Genomic DNA, 15,678 nt, shown 5'->3' with positions numbered 1-15,678 from the left:
GAGAGGGGCTGGTGACAGCCCTATTTTTTAGAAAGGCGTTATTAAATTGGAAATTAAAATTAGACTGAATTCAGCCCTTTTGTATTCAGATAGAGCAGGCTTATGGATATAGATAGACACTCAAATTTGGCTCCTCACTCTTCTGTTCAATTTGAAAGCGAACGGTTTGATATTAGAGACCTAATCAGTGCTTTTTGGTGTGATAAATGGATCGTCATTATAGTGACGGCACTATTTGCGGCTGGAACCGTTTTGTTTTCGCTCAATTTACCAAACATCTACAGAGCCGATGCGTTACTTACCTCTTCAGAGTCCTCTGACGGTGGGAGTTTATCTAAAATGGCTGGTCAACTTGGTGGATTAGCTGCACTTGCTGGAGTAAATCTAGGCGCAAATGAAAGTAGCCAAACAGAGCTTGCAATACAGGTTTTAAAGTCAAGAAAGTTTGTAGATTCATTCGTTAAAAAGCATGATCTCATTGTCCCTTTGATGGCAACAAAAGGTTGGGACCTAGGTTCTAACACTTTGGTGATTGATGACAGTGTATACGATATGTCATCTAAAAGTTGGCTTAGGGTGCCTAAAGGGCTTGTGAGTAAAGAGCCGACGGCACAAGAGATCTATAAGTATTTTATAACCGAAGTATTGAGTTTTTCAGAAGATGCTGATTCAGGAATGTACACGCTTTCTGTAAAGCACTATTCACCATATTTAGCCAAGCAATGGGCTGACTGGCTCATTGCTGATATTAATTTGGTGATGAGGGAAAGAAAGATAGCTGAAGTCACAAAGAATTTAAATTATTTACAGTCTCAGCTGAATAAAACTGCAGTGACGGACATGCAAACTACTTTTTACAAGCTGATTGAAGAGCAAACAAAAAGTTTAATGTTGGCTGAGGTGCAAGATGAGTTTGTATTTAAGGTCATTGATCCTGCTGTCGTTCCGGAAAAAAAATTCGAGCCTAGGAGGTCCTTAATATGTGTTTTAGGAACGTTAGTTGGTGGGATTATTAGTATTCTAATCGTATTAATTAGGTTTTCGTGGCAACGAAATTCTAATAATTATGCTTTGAAGACCAATTAAAATCGAAAACGAGAATTCATAATGAAAATATTAGTAACCGGTGGAGCAGGCTTCATTGGGTCAGCTGTTGTCCGACATATCATTCGTGACACTCAAGATACCGTTATCAATTTAGATAAACTGACCTACGCAGGGAATCTAGAATCATTAGTTGATGTCTCAGAGAGTGAACGTTACTACTTCGAGCAAGTGGATATCTGTGACCGAGCTGAACTAGACCGCGTTTTTTCAGAGTATCAACCCGACATGGTGATGCATTTGGCCGCCGAATCTCATGTCGATCGTTCTATTGATGGTCCTGCTGCTTTTATTGAGACCAACGTGATGGGCACTTACCATTTGCTTGAAGCGGCGCGTCAATATTGGTCGAACCTAGATGAAGCGAGCCAATCGGCATTCCGTTTTCATCATATTTCTACGGATGAAGTGTACGGCGATTTAGAGGGAACGGATGATTTGTTCACCGAAACCACTTCATACGCGCCGAGCAGCCCATATTCAGCGTCTAAAGCCTCGAGCGATCATCTGGTTCGCGCTTGGCAACGTACTTATGGTTTACCAACACTTATCACCAATTGTTCAAACAACTATGGCCCGTACCATTTCCCAGAGAAGTTGATCCCTCTGATGATTTTGAATGCCCTCGACAGTAAGCCGTTGCCTGTGTATGGCGATGGTATGCAAATCCGAGATTGGCTGTTCGTGGAAGACCATGCTCGCGCGTTGTACAAAGTGGTCAACGAAGGTGAAGTCGGTCAAACTTACAACATCGGTGGCCATAACGAAAAAGCAAACATCGAAGTGGTGAAAACCATTTGTGCTTTGCTTGACGAGCTGCGACCAGACAAACCTGCCGGGGTCGAGACTTATGAATCTTTGATCACTTATGTCAAAGATCGCCCTGGTCATGATGTGCGTTACGCAATTGATGCCACCAAGATCGCTCAAGATCTTGGCTGGACGCCAGAAGAAACCTTTGAAAGCGGTATTCGCAAAACCGTCGAATGGTATCTAAACAACCCGCAATGGTGGCAACGTGTGATTGATGGTTCGTACAGTTTAGAGCGATTAGGAGCGGGCGAATAATGAAAGGCATTATTTTAGCAGGCGGCTCGGGCACTCGCCTTTACCCTATTACACGCGGTGTCTCTAAGCAGTTACTGCCGGTTTATGACAAACCAATGATTTACTACCCGTTGTCGGTACTCATGCTTGCGGGTATTCGTGAAATCTTGATCATCACCACGCCAGAAGACCAGGAGGGTTTTCAGCGCCTATTAGGTGATGGTTCAGAGTTTGGCATTGAGTTGCAATACGCGATTCAACCGAGTCCAGACGGCTTAGCTCAAGCCTTCATCATTGGCGAAGAATTCATTGGCGATGACTCAGTGTGTTTAGTGCTGGGTGACAACATCTTTTATGGACAAGGTTTTTCGCCGAAGCTACAACAAGCTGCAGCATTAACAGAAGGTGCGACGGTCTTTGGCTATAAAGTGAAAGACCCAGAGCGCTTTGGTGTGGTGGAATTTGACGACGAGATGCGAGCGCTATCGATTGAAGAGAAGCCAGTCGAGCCCAAATCCAATTACGCCGTGACAGGCCTGTATTTTTACGATAATCGCGTCGTGGACATTGCCAAAACCATCCAACCGTCCCATCGTGGAGAGTTAGAAATTACGAGTATTAACCAAGCTTACTTAGAGCAAGGGAAGTTGACGGTTGACGTACTAGGGCGCGGCTTTGCGTGGTTAGACACGGGGACACACGGCAGCTTGCTTGAAGCTGCGCATTTTGTTGAAACGCTCGAGAAACGCCAGGGCTACAAAGTGGCTTGCTTAGAAGAGATTGCGTATCGTCGAGGATGGTTAACACGAGAGCACATTCAAGCTGCAGGAAAAGCCTTATCTAAAAACGATTATGGCCGCTATCTTCTAGAGTTATTGGAAGAATAAATGTCGAATATACCGCTAATATTTTTCCAGAAAATGGGTGATGAGCGAGGCTCATTAATCTCGTTAGAGCAACATAAAAACATTCCGTTTGATATCAAACGTATTTACTACATCTTTGATACACAAAGCGGTTTAGCGAGAGGCTTTCATGCACACTACGACTTAGAGCAAGTCGCTATCTGTATGAAAGGTAGCGTGACTTTCTTAATTGATGATGGCACCACAAAAGAAACAGTGACGCTTTCATCTCCCGATGTAGGACTGCATATCAAAGGGTTAAAATGGCGTGAGATGCACGACTTTTCTGAAGATTGTGTGCTGATGGTCGTCGCCAGTGAATTGTATGATGAAGCCGATTATATCCGTGACTATGACACATTTCTTAAAGAGGTAGGCCATGCGAATTCATGCACTCAGTGATGTTGCTTCATCGACGATTGGCGAGGGAACGTCTATTTGGCAATTTGCCGTGGTCCTTGCTGGGGCTAAAATTGGTCGTGACTGTAATATCTGTGCGCATACCTTCATCGAGAATGATGTGGTCCTAGGAGATAGAGTCACCGTAAAGTGTGGCGTTTACCTCTGGGATGGCATTGAAATTGAAGATGATGTGTTCATTGGCCCGGCAGCTGCTTTCACGAACGACAAGTTCCCACGTTCAAAAGTATGGCCAGAGGCCTTTCCAAAAACAAAAATCCTGTCAGGCGCCTCCATTGGCGCCAATGCCACGATTTTGCCAGGCATAACCATCGGAAAAAATGCGATGGTTGGTGCAGGCAGCGTGGTCACCCGTTCAGTGCCAGACTATGCGGTTGTGGTTGGAAGCCCAGCCAAGATAGTACGTTATGTAGAGAAAAATAATGGTTAATTTTTTAGAGCTAAAGCGCTTAAATTCCGAGTACGAAGACGAATTGAAACAAGCCTGTGCACGCGTGATCGAATCTGGCTGGTATATTCTTGGCAAGGAAACTGAAAAGTTTGAACAAGCATTTGCTGACTACTGTGGTGTTAAACACTGTATAGGCGTTGCGAATGGCCTAGATGCTTTAACACTGACGTTAAAGGCTTGGCGAGAGCTAGGCAAAATCAACAAAGGTGATGAAGTTATCGTACCGGGTAATACCTATATCGCATCGGTATTGGCGGTCACCGAAGCGGACTTGGTACCGGTGTTTGTGGAGCCGGATGAACAGACGCACAATATCAGTCCTGAAGCGATTGAAGCGGCGATTACAGAAAAGACTAAAGTGATTTTGCCGGTGCATTTGTATGGTCAGTTAGCCGATATGCCGGCGATTATGGCGTTAGCGACAAAACACAATATTCTCGTGTTGGAAGACAGCGCTCAGTCTCATGGTGCGACACTTGCTGGTAAGAAATCTGGAGCATGGGGGGATGCATCAGGTTTTAGCTTCTATCCGGGTAAAAACCTAGGTGCGTTAGGTGATGGTGGTGCTATTACGACCAGCGATGATGAGCTGGCAGAAACTTTGCGTGCCCTTCGTAACTACGGCTCTCATGTTAAGTACCAGAATCTTTATCAAGGCTTGAACAGTCGTTTGGATGAAATTCAGTCGGCGATGTTGTCAGTGAAACTGAACTACCTTCCAGCGCAGACGAAAGATCGTCAGGAGTTGGCGGAATTTTACTTACGTGAAATCAACAACCCGAATATTATCTTACCGGAAGTAGCTGAGCCTGAGGCACATGTATGGCATTTGTTTGTAGTGCGAACTTCACATCGTGAGGCATTGGTTAAGCATTTATCAGAGCATGGTATTCAGACACAAGTACATTACCCGATAGCGCCGCATAAACAGCAGGCTTATAAAGAGTTCAGTCATCTGTCATTGCCGCTGACGGAGCAGTTACAAAATGAGGTGCTGTCATTGCCGATGTCGCCCTACTTGAGTGAACAAGAGAGCCGGGCAGTCGTTGCCGCCATAAACTCTTTCTCTCTTTAAATTAATTATAAAACCAGGCCAACCTAGGGGGGGGCTGGTTTTTGAGTTAAGAAAAACAAAAAATTAGGTTTTAAGTGAACTTACTCAAAACGTCTATGCTTAGCTTTCTTGCTACTGGCATAAAAATGCTCTCCGGCCTAGTTATCAACAAAGCTGTTTCTGTATTAATCGGGCCTTCCGGTCTTGCATTAATTGGCCAATTGCAGAATAGTCAAGGCTTGATCCGCGCTTTTGCGCAAGGGGGGATCAATTCAGGAGTAACTAAATATACTGCTGAATATGCAGACGATACAGACAATACAAAGGTGATTTGGAGCACTGCTCTTAAAATTACATTACTTTGTTCAATTATAACTAGCATACTAATGATGACATTCTCTAGTGAAATGTCGAAGTATGTTTTTGATACAGAAGAATATAGTTATGTTTTTTCTTTGTTTGCTATCACAATAACATTGTTTTCGCTAAATCAATTGGTACTATCCATACTAAATGGTTTGAAGGAAATTAGAACTTATATTTCCATAAATATTACACAAAGTATTGTTGGCTTAATTTTAACGCTGGTTCTGGTATATCTTTATGGATTGGATGGTGCTCTCATTGCATTGGTGACAAATCAATCTTTAGTAAGCTTTGTCTTATTAATTAAGTTAAGAAAGCACAACAAAATTATAATAAAAAACTTCACATCAAAGTTTGACAAGAAAAGTAGTAGAAGGTTATTAAACTATACATTGATGACGTTTGCATCGACATTGGCAGTTCCAATGTCTATGATATTCATTCGAAATTATGTAGGTGAAAATGTATCTTGGGATGCCGCAGGGTATTGGCAAGCAATGAACTATATTTCTTCAACTTACTTGTTAGTGATTACTACAGCCCTTGCTACTTATTATCTTCCAAGATTGTCTGAAATAAAATTAGAAAGTGAGTTGAAAAAAGAGTTAAAGATAGGCTTCTTAGTAATAGTCCCACTTGTGTCTATTATTTCAATTTTTGTTTATCTATTGAAAGACTTTATTATCTGGGCTCTTTTTACAAAAGACTTTTATCCTATGTTAGTGCTATTTAAGTGGCAGTTAATAGGTAACGTATTAAAAATGTCTTCATGGCTCATTTCATATTTGATGCTTTCTAAGTCAATGACGAAAGAGTTTGTTATCTCCGAAATAGCATTCTCTGCATCGTATACATTCTTGTGCTTTTATTTTTTGAACAATATGGGAATGGAGGGACTAAGCTTTGCTTACTTCCTAAACTACTTGATTTATTTCTTTATAATGATGCTTTGGATGAGTCGGATTATCAGAACAAAATATAAATAGAACTAGGTATAAAATATGAAAAAAGTTTCTTTTGTTTTACTTGCTTACAACCAATCAGGGTTTATTGAGTCGGCAGTAAGGTCTGCACTTGAACAAGATTATGTAAATATTGAATATATTTTTTCCGACGATTGCTCGAGTGATGATACATTCGAAATTATTGAGAGAGTTTGTGATCAATATCCAAATAAAAATATTATTTTAAATAGAAATGAAAAGAATTCAGGTATTTCTCAACATGTAAATATTGCTTTGAGTAAGGCTACAGGAGAAATAATTGCTATCGCTGCGGGTGATGATTTGTCTTTACCATCAAGAGTCAGCCAAGCTGTAGAGTGCCTTATTAGAAATGAACAAGTTTCGTTTTTATCTTTTAATGATGAGAAGATTGATGAGAGCGGCGAGAAGATTGGGCGCTTGAGCGATTTAGAGAATGATCAGCATTTTACGCTTGCAGACTACACTTCAGGCAAAAAAATCGTTACTAGTGGTGCGTCAAGAGTGTTTAGACGAAGCATTATAGACTCATTTGATGCATTAGAGCCAACATGCCCTACGGAAGATACCCCCTTTTTGCTTAGAGGCTTATATTTGGGAGAGGGGATGATTATCAATCATCCTGGCATTTACTATCGAATTCATGATAGTTCATTATCGGCTCCCGAAAATTTAGTTAAAATGAAGCATGAAAGAATAAAAAAACAATATCTTCAAGATATGGAGAAAGCAATAAAGTTAGGCCTTATATCAGATACGGACACAAAGTTAGTGAATGAATGGATTGATTATATTAGTTTAGTAAAAGATAAAGCTGCAAGTAAAGGAATAGAAAAAATAGCTATATACTTTAAGCTGATAACGAATCGAGTTTTCTTAAACAAATTATTTCAGTGAAAATGACAGATAAGTTACTATTCATATTCTATTGCTTACTACTAGTTGCAGTTTTTGCATTCTCGCCATTCTTTTCATTTTATTTGTCCGTTACTCTTCTTCTTATTCAGAGTTATAGCTTTAATGCTGAATTTAGGTCAATGCTAGTGAGTAGTGCGTTTTCGCTTCTAGGAATCATCGTAACAGCGATGAGTAATGAACACTTTGCTGTACGAGGCGATGACTTTACTACGTATTATAATAACTACTTGGAAATTTATAATGGTCACTACAGTGATGCAATATTTCAATTTTCTGGGGGGATTGAAGTCGGTGTCCCATTACTGAACTTACTCATTTATAGTATTGTGGGAGAGCCACTTCCCTACATATTTAAGCTGTTTCATATTGTTTTTATTCTTTCTCTATTGGTTTTTGTTTGCCTTAAAATTGTTAAGTATTATAATCTTAAGGCTCGCGATTTTTTCTTTATACTTGGTCTTTCTTTAATATTTTTCAAGCTTAACTATGTCTTTTTGATAATGAGACAGGGTTATGCAAGCCTATTTATAGCATTAGCAATATTCTCTTTGGGGAAATTTAGGTATGTATTTCTGGCCATTGCATGTACATTTCATCTATCTAGCATAGTAATATTTCCACTGTCTCTTTTTGTAATTAAAAATAAAAGATCAAAAAAATTAAAATTTTTCATCCTGGCTAGTGTACTTGTGAGTGTTTTTATTTTGGTAAACGTAAAAATATTTACATCTATTAATTTTAATAATGTGATTTTGACAAAGCTTACATATGCTTTATCAGGAATGCTTGACTCTGGAATGATGTCTCAATCGATAATAACAAACATTAAAGGTCTTCTGTTCTTTTTGGTGCCATTTGCAGTGTTGTTTGTTCGAAGAAAGCTAGATAAGACCTTTTACCCATTTTTAGCTATGACAGTCTTTGTTATGAGTACATCTTACCTACCAAGCCTGTCTTTCCGCGTTACTATGCCTGTCTATGCATTATTAACTGGTTTTTTATACTTTAACTATTTGGGTAGAACTAAGCTATGTTTGGGGTTAGTTTTCCCTATACTCGTCTTCAGTCTGTTTAACTCGACATATTTCTCCAAGTTAAACTATGAAAGATACACAATGTTTGATACGAAGCCGTTCTACTTTATTCCATCACTATTTGAAGACAAAGTTTTTAAGATCGATAGGTTCTCGTTACCTAAGGTTTCAAATCAAGAAAATGAAAACAAATTATAAAATAAGAGACAATAATGAAAAAAGTATTATTAGTTAACAGGGGTACTTGTAATAATTTGGGAGACCAAGCTATTAATGTTGCTTTTGAAAAGTTTCTTAATAATGAAATTGGCTGTGATGTTGTGTGTGAAGACTATACTTCTAAGTCTCAAAATGTGAATACCATTAACGCTGGTCAAGATGTAAGTCCTTTAAAAGGATTTCTTAAAAAAATTCTTCCTCTGAACCTAATTTGGTTTTTTAGAAACTATAGTCGAATCAAGAAATGTATCGATAAGAACTTGCCTGACTTAATAGTCGTTGGTGGGGGACAGTTACTACTTCATGGCAGATTTAGTATTGCTGCTTTCACTTGGGTTTATCTTGCAAAGAAACTCAATAAGAAAATAGTTTTTTCTAATGTTGGCTATGGAGGGAGTTATTCTTGGTTGGAAGATAAGCTTATTAGTTGGGCTGTAAATCATGCAGATGGTATAAACTTCAGAGATAACAGGTCATCTAAGATGATAGATGATTTATATAGTGTGAAATCAGTGGTTTCTGGAGATGTCGTATTTACTGAAAAAGTCTTAACATTTTGTCCTGAAAAACAGACTCTTATCGCCTTGGGTATTACTGCGCACTCTGTATATAATATGTATAACTCCAAACTTGAACGGGATGAATATTACAATTTATGGTTGGAGTTTTTAAGGAAGAACAACATATCAATCTCCAATGTCGTGTTGACCTATACTACTCAAGAAGATAGCGTCGAATGTGAGCTTTTCAAAGAACATATAAAGAGAGTACATAATGTCGATCTTGATATTCTCTATAATAAAACTTTGGATGATTATAAGAGTAATTTAGAGTCGGTGTCTCTTGTTGTGTCTGGGCGTATGCATGGTTTGATTTTGGCTATAAATAGTGGCTGTAGAGTCATTATATTTCCTATTTCTAATAAACTTAAGTCTTTTGATGATATTATTAACTCCGAAGATCTTGTTGAATTTAGAGAACGAACTAAAAAAGAAACTAGAAAATTCATTACTAGTCATTTGTAATTGTATGAGGTTGATGTGAAATTAGGTATTTATGCCAACTGGAATATATTTCTCGCTGATGGTGGCTTTTATGTCGAAGGAATACATAAAAAGTATCTTGATCAGTTCGTTAAAAAAACAGAACAGGTTACATTACTATGTTCCTCATCTATGAATCATGATATTCCAGAAAATTTTGAATTTGTTTCTACTCAGGACGTAAAACTCATACAGTTACCTGATTTTAATTCCTATTTAGGGGCCTTAAAAAAAAGCCATTCAATTTGGAATGGGATGAAAGAACTCCTTTCTGTTTCAGACTTTGTTTACTTAAGAACACCAGAACCATTTAGCTGGTTTGCAGCTATACTGAAAAAAGATCAAGTTCTAAATTATCATTTTACTTCAAATCCTTTAGAGGTGCTTAGGGGTAGAATGAAAGATGATTTCCTTAAAAATCTATTTAAAATATTAATTTTTTATCCAGAGTATTTTCTTATTTCACTTAGTGCTTATTTTAATTTCTGCTCTGCTAATGGTAGTTCTGTACTAAAAAATGTTCCCTTTTTTATCAGAAAGAAAATTGATGTTTTGGTAGAAAGTAGTATTTTATCTACTGATGAATTCTCTTCACCTAATCTATTGCCAAATGAAAGCTTTAACTTTATTTGCGTTTCTCGTCTTCAAGAAGGTAAAGGTTTAGAGTTATTGATTGAGGCTTTCTCCGAATTAAAAAAGGAAAACCCAAGTAAGTCTTTTTCCTTGTCTATTGTTGGCAATGGTCCAACTTTAGAATCATTACTATGTTTGACTAAAAAATTGCATATTGAAGATGATGTTAAATTTCTAGGTTTTATTCCAAATGGTCCTAAACTCAACCAGGTTTATCAGGAGCATAACATTTTTGTAAATCCATCCATTTCTGAAACTGGACCTAGAACGTTAATTGAAGCCCTATATAACAATTTATATTGTATATCTACTGATGTTGGTTACGTCCGTGATGTGATCGATGGAAATGATTCGTTAGGGTTTTTAGTCGAGCCTAATTGTAAAAAAGCGCTGGAGGCTTCATTGAAGTCAGTGGTTCAAAACTTCGACCTATCAGATATTAATAATACTAATAGACGAAACTTGATTGAAGGTTACACATTGGACTCATTTATTAGTAATGTTCTCAAGAAAGGCTAAGGGTTAAGTATGAAGAAAAGACTAAACTTTTTGTACAGTTGGTTTGTTTGGGGGGTGACTTTTTTCTTTCCTGATGCTCCTACTATAATGAGGTTCCGAGGGTGGTTATACTCTTTTTTCATGCCTAGTTGTGGTAAGAACTTTCAGGTTGCTTCTAGCGTCAGGATATTAGGCTTGGCGAATTTAAGTGTTGGAGAGAATGTCTTTCTAGCAACAGGCGTTGTTATAAATGCTCGCGAAAGAATAACTTTGCATGATGAAGTTCTAATAGGTATTAATACTTTGCTTGTTTCGTCAAACCACACTAAGAAGAACGGATCTTACAGATTTGGAAAACCGACAGGTTCCCCGATTATTATCGGCCAAGGAACTTGGATTGCTGGTAATGTTGTTGTCGGCGCTGGAGCAAATATTCCCCATAGTAGCTTGATTGGAGCAAACTCATACGTTAACAAGAAACTTACTGCAGTAGGTTTGTACGCAGGTAGTCCGGTTAGATTGATCAAAGAGGAACTCTAAATTGATTTCTATGGTTTCTATTATCATGCCAACTTACAACTCTGAGCAAACAGTTATAGAAAGCATTCAAAGTGTACTATCCCAAACATATAAAAACTGGGAGCTTATAATAGTAGATGACAAGTCTACTGATAATACTTGGCAGATTATTCAAGCATATGCTGATAAGTATGAAAACATACACCCATACCAAAATAAAGAGAATTCGGGGGCTGGAGCTAGCCGAAACTTAGCAATAGAAAAGGCGAAAGGACGATTTATTGCTTTCTTGGATTCTGACGATTTATGGACTGAAGATAAGCTTTCAGAGCAAATTTCGTTCATGACAGAGAACGACTACCCACTGACGTATACTCACTATACTCGCTTCAATAGCGAAGGAGAATTGAACGTTGTAACTGCACCTGAATATACAACTTACAAAAAACTGATGTACAGTAACGTTATTGGTTGTTTAACAGCGATTTATGATACGAAATCTCTTGGTAAGCGTTATATGCCTCTTATTCGTAAGCGTCAAGATATGGGGTTGTGGTTAGATATATTGAAAGATACTCCTAAAGCATATTGTCTTCCCAAGCCATTAGCTAAGTACAGAATGGATACTGGGATGACGGCAAATAAACTTACCGTATTGTCATACCAGTGGCGATTCTATAGGGATGTAGTAGGGTTAAGCTTGCCTAAGAGTTTATTTACATTTGCAGTTTATGCGGTAAAAGGGACGATGAAACATCGGTCGAAACGATAGTGTTGGGACATCAGAATTAGAATATTAAAAAGAGCAGTAACCAATGGTTACTGCTCTTTTTATTGTGTGTGTCTGTGCTTAACGACCCATCCCAAACAGAACTGTTTTGACCGTAAGAAACAGAATCTTTATTTCCATTTTCCAGTTCTGATGTTTGATGTAAAAAATGTCGTATTTATGCTTCCAAACAGCATCTTCCACTGACGCTCCGTAAGGGTATTTTACTTGAGCTAGGCCTGTTACCCCTGGCTTAACAGCATGACGAAAACGATAGTATGGAATCTCTTTTTCTAATTCAGAGATGAAAACTTCGCGCTCAGGACGAGGACCTACCATCGACATCTCGCCTTTCAAGACATTGATTAACTGAGGAAGTTCATCAATCCGAGTTTTACGAATGAAGTTACCGACTTTTGTCACACGAGCGTCATTCTTGGTCGCCCACTGCGCGCCATTCTTCTCTGCGTCGTTACGCATTGAGCGGAACTTAATGACTTCAAACTCTTCATTGTACTGACCAGTACGACGTTGTTTAAAAAATATTGGCCCCGGCGACTCTAATTTAATAAGTAACGCTGCAATTAGACCAACAGGAATAGCAATCCAAGCAAGAATGAATACAAATAGGAGATCGATTGCTCGCTTTTGCCAGCTGTTCTTACGGTTAGAAAGGATAGAAAAAGCTTTTTGATGTAAAAAGTAACCACTATGTAAGAGTTCTGTTTCCGTATAACCAAGAGAACGATCAAAGTAACTGACTAGAGGCTCAACCCAAGCACCAAGTTCAGTCGCGGCAACTAAAAATGCCTGCTGCTCTTGGGTCAAATGTGAGCTTTTGAAGTGACAAAGCGTCTTGCTCTTAAAGTCCCTGATGCTGTAGTTGTTTACTTGAGCGTTTATTTCTGGGTGTCGTTTTAAGACTCTTGCGATCTTGTCCTCATCAGGTTTGGGGCAGTAGATATAAATACATGATTCCAGATGCTTAGAGGTCGTACTCGAAAAGGTAGCATTTGCTTCGATAGAATCGTTCGCTGGCAACTCCAACGCATCTCTTTTCTGAATGGTATCGCTGATCGTATCGGTCATATTAATAATTATTTATTAGTTGGTTAGCCAAGCTTAGTAACGTAAACACAAATTATAGTTTATTTATTGTAGTAATTGTACTTCTTATAAGCTCTGTTTTAATCGTTTAAGACACACTTTTCAACCTAAAATAGGTCTTCTTTTTAAAGTTTTTGCGGTGATTTCCTACACAACATCAATTTATGGTTGTGAGTATTTGCCCACCAAAATAATCCTTAGAGTAGAGGAATGAGAGGCAATATAAAGATATGCTGGCTAACCAGTTGCACAACATCGAATTTAAACTCAAATGATAGGAATTAATTGCAAATGACATAACCTATCAATTAAGAGTTTAGTTAAGAGCGTTAAGTATGCTTTAGAGCGTGTCCAATATCATCAAAAATGGCTCTTGAGTATCCCACCTGTAGATACCCCAAAATACTAACTACGAGCTCATTTTTAGAATGGAACTAAGATCCACATTTCTTTACGAGTTCGAAAAGGTGTTGTGATCTTGAGCAGAATATGGATAATGTTTGCGCTTGAAAACTATAAGAAATAGGCGCTATTTTTCAGCGTCTTAAAAACAGAAACGTCAGTAAAACTCAACACTACTTTTCATTATAGTGGGGGGTAGCGCTATGTGGTTTGCGTACAGCCAATGGGCGGTAGCGTCTTAAAGATGTTTTACTAGCCTGAATTTTACACATGGAATACGTGTGCTCAAGCCTAAAACTACAGATTTGACATTATTTTGAAAAATATCAATAAATGTAAATTTCAGGTCAATTTTCAAGACAAGCATCAATGCAAATGTCACTTCCTTTAAATCAAACACTTATGGCTTGTTGCGATGATTCTTTCGATAGATATCACAACTCTTGAGGGCGGTAAGCCCTTGCCTTCACTTAACTGTAGCTGATGTTAGTGTGTTTTCCGTAATATTACCTGCTAATACTCTTTAACTCTTTATTATTTGGCTTACATGGAACTAAAATCAAAATTTTTGCTAGTAATGCTAGCGCCCGCCTTACTAGTCGGCTGTACCTTGCCGGGATCTCATCTATCTACAAATAGTGAAAACGTTGTAACTCTTATTGAGGTTGATCAGAAGGCTGACATTTCTGAAGTCGTTAATCTGCATACGCTCAATGCTAAAACGGTAGCGAGCTACAATAGAGCTGCTCATTTTACCTCTAAAGCCAACCCAGAGCTTGATCAGCAGATTGCCCAATATGAGTACCGAGTAGGAGCTGGTGACATCCTAAACGTGACGATTTGGGACCACCCCGAGCTGACTATTCCTGCTGGCTCTTACCGAAGCGCGTCAGAGGCTGGTAACTGGGTACATGCTGATGGCACCATCTTCTATCCGTATATTGGTGTAGTGAAAGTGACAGGAAAGACAGTACGTGAGATTCGTGCTGATATTGCTGCTCGCCTAGCAAAGTATATTGAGAGCCCTCAAGTAGATGTTAACGTCGCGGCGTTTCGCTCTAAAAAAGCCTACGTGACAGGTGAAGTAGGTCAGCCGGGTCAACAGGCTATAACCAACATTCCACTAACGATATTAGACGCGGTGAACCGTGCCGGTGGTCTTGCTGAAGATGCTGACTGGCGAAATGTTACCTTGACTCGAAATGGTGAAGAGCAACCAATCTCTCTTTACTCCCTTATGCAACGTGGTGATTTAACCCAAAACCGCTTGTTAGAGGCGGGTGATATTATTCACGTACCGCGTAACGACGGGCAAAAAGTCTTTGTCATGGGCGAAGTGAATAGTCCTAAACTGCTTAAAATTGACCGAGCAGGAATGAGTTTGACTGAAGCATTGAGTAATGTCGGAGGAATTGACCAGCTTTCTGCTGATGCGACGGGCGTATTTGTGATACGTACCTCCGATAATAAGTCAGAGCGTATGGCCGATATTTACCAATTAGACATTCAAGATGCGTCTGCGCTTGTGGTAGGGACGGAGTTTAATCTCAAACCTTATGACGTGGTTTATGTGACAGCAGCCCCAATTACACGTTGGAACCGTGTTGTCTCTCAGCTTATCCCTACAATCTCTGGCTTTAATGAGCTGACGGAAGGGGTGTTACGAGTTCGAAATTGGCCATAGAGCAAAAGTGGTACCAGGTTATACCTGACTTGGTTCCGAATTATTCTAGACCTTTTTTCACTATAGGCGTGATTCATGTTTAACAAGATCTTAGTCGTGTGTGTAGGGAATATTTGCCGTTCTCCAACAGGCGAGGCGATTCTCAAAAAGCTATTGCCAAATAAAACTGTAGACTCTTCAGGCATAGCCTCCCAAAAGAGTGGCTTAGTTGGTAAACCAGCAGACTCTATGGCCCAAAAAATAGCTGCCGATCATGGTGTGGATTTAGCTGACCATCAGGCTAAGCAACTCACCTCGGAGTTGTGCGCTCAGTATGATCTCATTCTTGTGATGGAAAAAGCGCATAAAGAAGTGTTGACCGAGATTGCGCCAGAAGCCCGAGGCAAAACCATGCTATTTGGTCAATGGATGGGGCAAGTTGATATCCCAGACCCTTATCGCCAGAGCAGAGAGGCGTTTGATCACGCTTATAAGCTTATCGAAGAGTCAGCTCACGCTTGGGCGGCAAAGTTGAAATAACGC

General features: G+C 39.2%; 16 protein-coding genes. 15 read left to right on the top strand and 1 reads right to left on the bottom strand.

Features of this window, described 5'->3' with window-relative positions; genetic code table 11:
- The first annotated feature begins 102 nt into the window (after nt 1-102).
- The 13 genes from L3V31_RS10045 to L3V31_RS09985 all read left to right on the top strand — a co-directional run bounded on the left by L3V31_RS10045 (nt 103) and on the right by L3V31_RS09985 (nt 11,966).
- Nucleotides 103-1,086 carry a Wzz/FepE/Etk N-terminal domain-containing protein gene (locus L3V31_RS10045; RefSeq protein WP_237315915.1) on the top strand — a complete coding sequence of 328 codons (984 nt, stop codon included), beginning with the start codon at nt 103-105 and terminating at the stop codon, nt 1,084-1,086.
- A gap of 21 nt (nt 1,087-1,107) precedes the next feature.
- Nucleotides 1,108-2,172, top strand: coding sequence for a dTDP-glucose 4,6-dehydratase (rfbB, locus tag L3V31_RS10040; protein ID WP_237315914.1), 1,065 nt, complete (start codon nt 1,108-1,110; stop codon nt 2,170-2,172).
- Entirely contained in the window at nt 2,172-3,038 is an 867-nt protein-coding gene (gene rfbA, locus L3V31_RS10035; protein WP_237315913.1) for a glucose-1-phosphate thymidylyltransferase RfbA, read from the top strand. Before rfbB ends, rfbA begins: the two co-directional genes overlap by 1 nt.
- Nucleotides 3,039-3,458, top strand: coding sequence for an FdtA/QdtA family cupin domain-containing protein (locus L3V31_RS10030; protein WP_237315912.1), 420 nt, complete (start codon nt 3,039-3,041; stop codon nt 3,456-3,458).
- Nucleotides 3,436-3,906 (top strand): acyltransferase, encoded by a 471-nt coding sequence (locus L3V31_RS10025; RefSeq protein ID WP_064368913.1) that lies wholly within the window; start codon nt 3,436-3,438, stop codon nt 3,904-3,906. Before L3V31_RS10030 ends, L3V31_RS10025 begins: the two co-directional genes overlap by 23 nt.
- Entirely contained in the window at nt 3,899-5,002 is a 1,104-nt protein-coding gene (locus L3V31_RS10020; RefSeq protein ID WP_237315911.1) for a DegT/DnrJ/EryC1/StrS family aminotransferase, read from the top strand. The genes L3V31_RS10025 and L3V31_RS10020 overlap by 8 nt, the downstream gene beginning before the upstream one ends.
- Nucleotides 5,003-5,076: 74 nt before the next feature.
- A complete protein-coding gene (locus L3V31_RS10015; protein ID WP_237315910.1) occupies nt 5,077-6,333 on the top strand; it encodes an O-antigen translocase in 1,257 nt (418 codons plus the stop codon).
- A gap of 15 nt (nt 6,334-6,348) precedes the next feature.
- On the top strand, nt 6,349-7,227 hold the full coding sequence (locus tag L3V31_RS10010) for a glycosyltransferase (protein WP_237315909.1): 879 nt from the start codon (nt 6,349-6,351) through the stop codon (nt 7,225-7,227).
- Nucleotides 7,228-7,229: 2 nt separating this feature from the next.
- A complete protein-coding gene (locus L3V31_RS10005; protein WP_346014849.1) occupies nt 7,230-8,480 on the top strand; it encodes an EpsG family protein in 1,251 nt (416 codons plus the stop codon).
- Between the two features lie 14 nt (nt 8,481-8,494).
- Entirely contained in the window at nt 8,495-9,526 is a 1,032-nt protein-coding gene (locus tag L3V31_RS10000) for a polysaccharide pyruvyl transferase family protein (protein ID WP_237315907.1), read from the top strand.
- A gap of 15 nt (nt 9,527-9,541) precedes the next feature.
- Nucleotides 9,542-10,696 carry a glycosyltransferase gene (locus tag L3V31_RS09995; RefSeq protein WP_237315906.1) on the top strand — a complete coding sequence of 385 codons (1,155 nt, stop codon included), beginning with the start codon at nt 9,542-9,544 and terminating at the stop codon, nt 10,694-10,696.
- A gap of 9 nt (nt 10,697-10,705) precedes the next feature.
- Nucleotides 10,706-11,215, top strand: coding sequence for an acyltransferase (locus L3V31_RS09990; protein WP_237315905.1), 510 nt, complete (start codon nt 10,706-10,708; stop codon nt 11,213-11,215).
- Nucleotides 11,216-11,225: 10 nt separating this feature from the next.
- Entirely contained in the window at nt 11,226-11,966 is a 741-nt protein-coding gene (locus tag L3V31_RS09985) for a glycosyltransferase family 2 protein (protein ID WP_237316085.1), read from the top strand.
- A 78-nt stretch (nt 11,967-12,044) separates the two neighbouring features.
- Here L3V31_RS09985 and L3V31_RS09980 read toward each other — a convergent pair whose 3' ends face one another.
- Nucleotides 12,045-13,052, bottom strand: a complete 1,008-nt coding sequence (locus L3V31_RS09980) for a sugar transferase (protein ID WP_237315904.1) — start codon at nt 13,050-13,052, stop codon at nt 12,045-12,047.
- A 967-nt stretch (nt 13,053-14,019) separates the two neighbouring features.
- Here L3V31_RS09980 and L3V31_RS09975 point away from each other — a divergent pair.
- Both L3V31_RS09975 and L3V31_RS09970 read left to right on the top strand, forming a co-directional pair.
- The gene (locus L3V31_RS09975; protein ID WP_237315903.1) at nt 14,020-15,156 is read left to right on the top strand and encodes a polysaccharide export protein; all 1,137 of its coding nucleotides are present in this window, start codon (nt 14,020-14,022) and stop codon (nt 15,154-15,156) included.
- Nucleotides 15,157-15,231: 75 nt separating this feature from the next.
- Nucleotides 15,232-15,675, top strand: coding sequence for a low molecular weight protein-tyrosine-phosphatase (locus L3V31_RS09970; protein ID WP_237315902.1), 444 nt, complete (start codon nt 15,232-15,234; stop codon nt 15,673-15,675).
- The last annotated feature ends 3 nt before the right edge of the window (nt 15,676-15,678 follow it).

The organism is Vibrio sp. J1-1, assembly GCF_021728395.1.
In the GTDB taxonomy this organism is placed as follows: Bacteria; Pseudomonadota; Gammaproteobacteria; order Enterobacterales; family Vibrionaceae; genus Vibrio.
The sequence above is the reverse complement of the archived record's forward strand: the minus strand, read 5'-3'. Positions and strand labels throughout refer to the sequence as shown.

Excerpts from the sequence above, each read along its gene's own strand:
- L3V31_RS10030 (WP_237315912.1), top strand. The coding sequence starts at position 3,039 with ATGTCGAATATACCGCTAATATTTTTCCAGAAAATGGGTGATGAGCGA.
- L3V31_RS09970 (WP_237315902.1), top strand. The coding sequence starts at position 15,232 with ATGTTTAACAAGATCTTAGTCGTGTGTGTAGGGAATATTTGCCGTTCT.
- rfbA (WP_237315913.1), top strand. The coding sequence starts at position 2,172 with ATGAAAGGCATTATTTTAGCAGGCGGCTCGGGCACTCGCCTTTACCCT.
- L3V31_RS10020 (WP_237315911.1), top strand. The coding sequence starts at position 3,899 with ATGGTTAATTTTTTAGAGCTAAAGCGCTTAAATTCCGAGTACGAAGAC.
- L3V31_RS09980 (WP_237315904.1), bottom strand. The coding sequence starts at position 13,052 with ATGACCGATACGATCAGCGATACCATTCAGAAAAGAGATGCGTTGGAG.
- L3V31_RS10005 (WP_346014849.1), top strand. The coding sequence starts at position 7,230 with ATGACAGATAAGTTACTATTCATATTCTATTGCTTACTACTAGTTGCA.
- L3V31_RS10045 (WP_237315915.1), top strand. The coding sequence starts at position 103 with ATGGATATAGATAGACACTCAAATTTGGCTCCTCACTCTTCTGTTCAA.
- rfbB (WP_237315914.1), top strand. The coding sequence starts at position 1,108 with ATGAAAATATTAGTAACCGGTGGAGCAGGCTTCATTGGGTCAGCTGTT.
- L3V31_RS10010 (WP_237315909.1), top strand. The coding sequence starts at position 6,349 with ATGAAAAAAGTTTCTTTTGTTTTACTTGCTTACAACCAATCAGGGTTT.
- L3V31_RS10025 (WP_064368913.1), top strand. The coding sequence starts at position 3,436 with ATGCGAATTCATGCACTCAGTGATGTTGCTTCATCGACGATTGGCGAG.
- L3V31_RS10000 (WP_237315907.1), top strand. The coding sequence starts at position 8,495 with ATGAAAAAAGTATTATTAGTTAACAGGGGTACTTGTAATAATTTGGGA.
- L3V31_RS09975 (WP_237315903.1), top strand. The coding sequence starts at position 14,020 with ATGGAACTAAAATCAAAATTTTTGCTAGTAATGCTAGCGCCCGCCTTA.
- L3V31_RS09990 (WP_237315905.1), top strand. The coding sequence starts at position 10,706 with ATGAAGAAAAGACTAAACTTTTTGTACAGTTGGTTTGTTTGGGGGGTG.
- L3V31_RS09985 (WP_237316085.1), top strand. The coding sequence starts at position 11,226 with ATGGTTTCTATTATCATGCCAACTTACAACTCTGAGCAAACAGTTATA.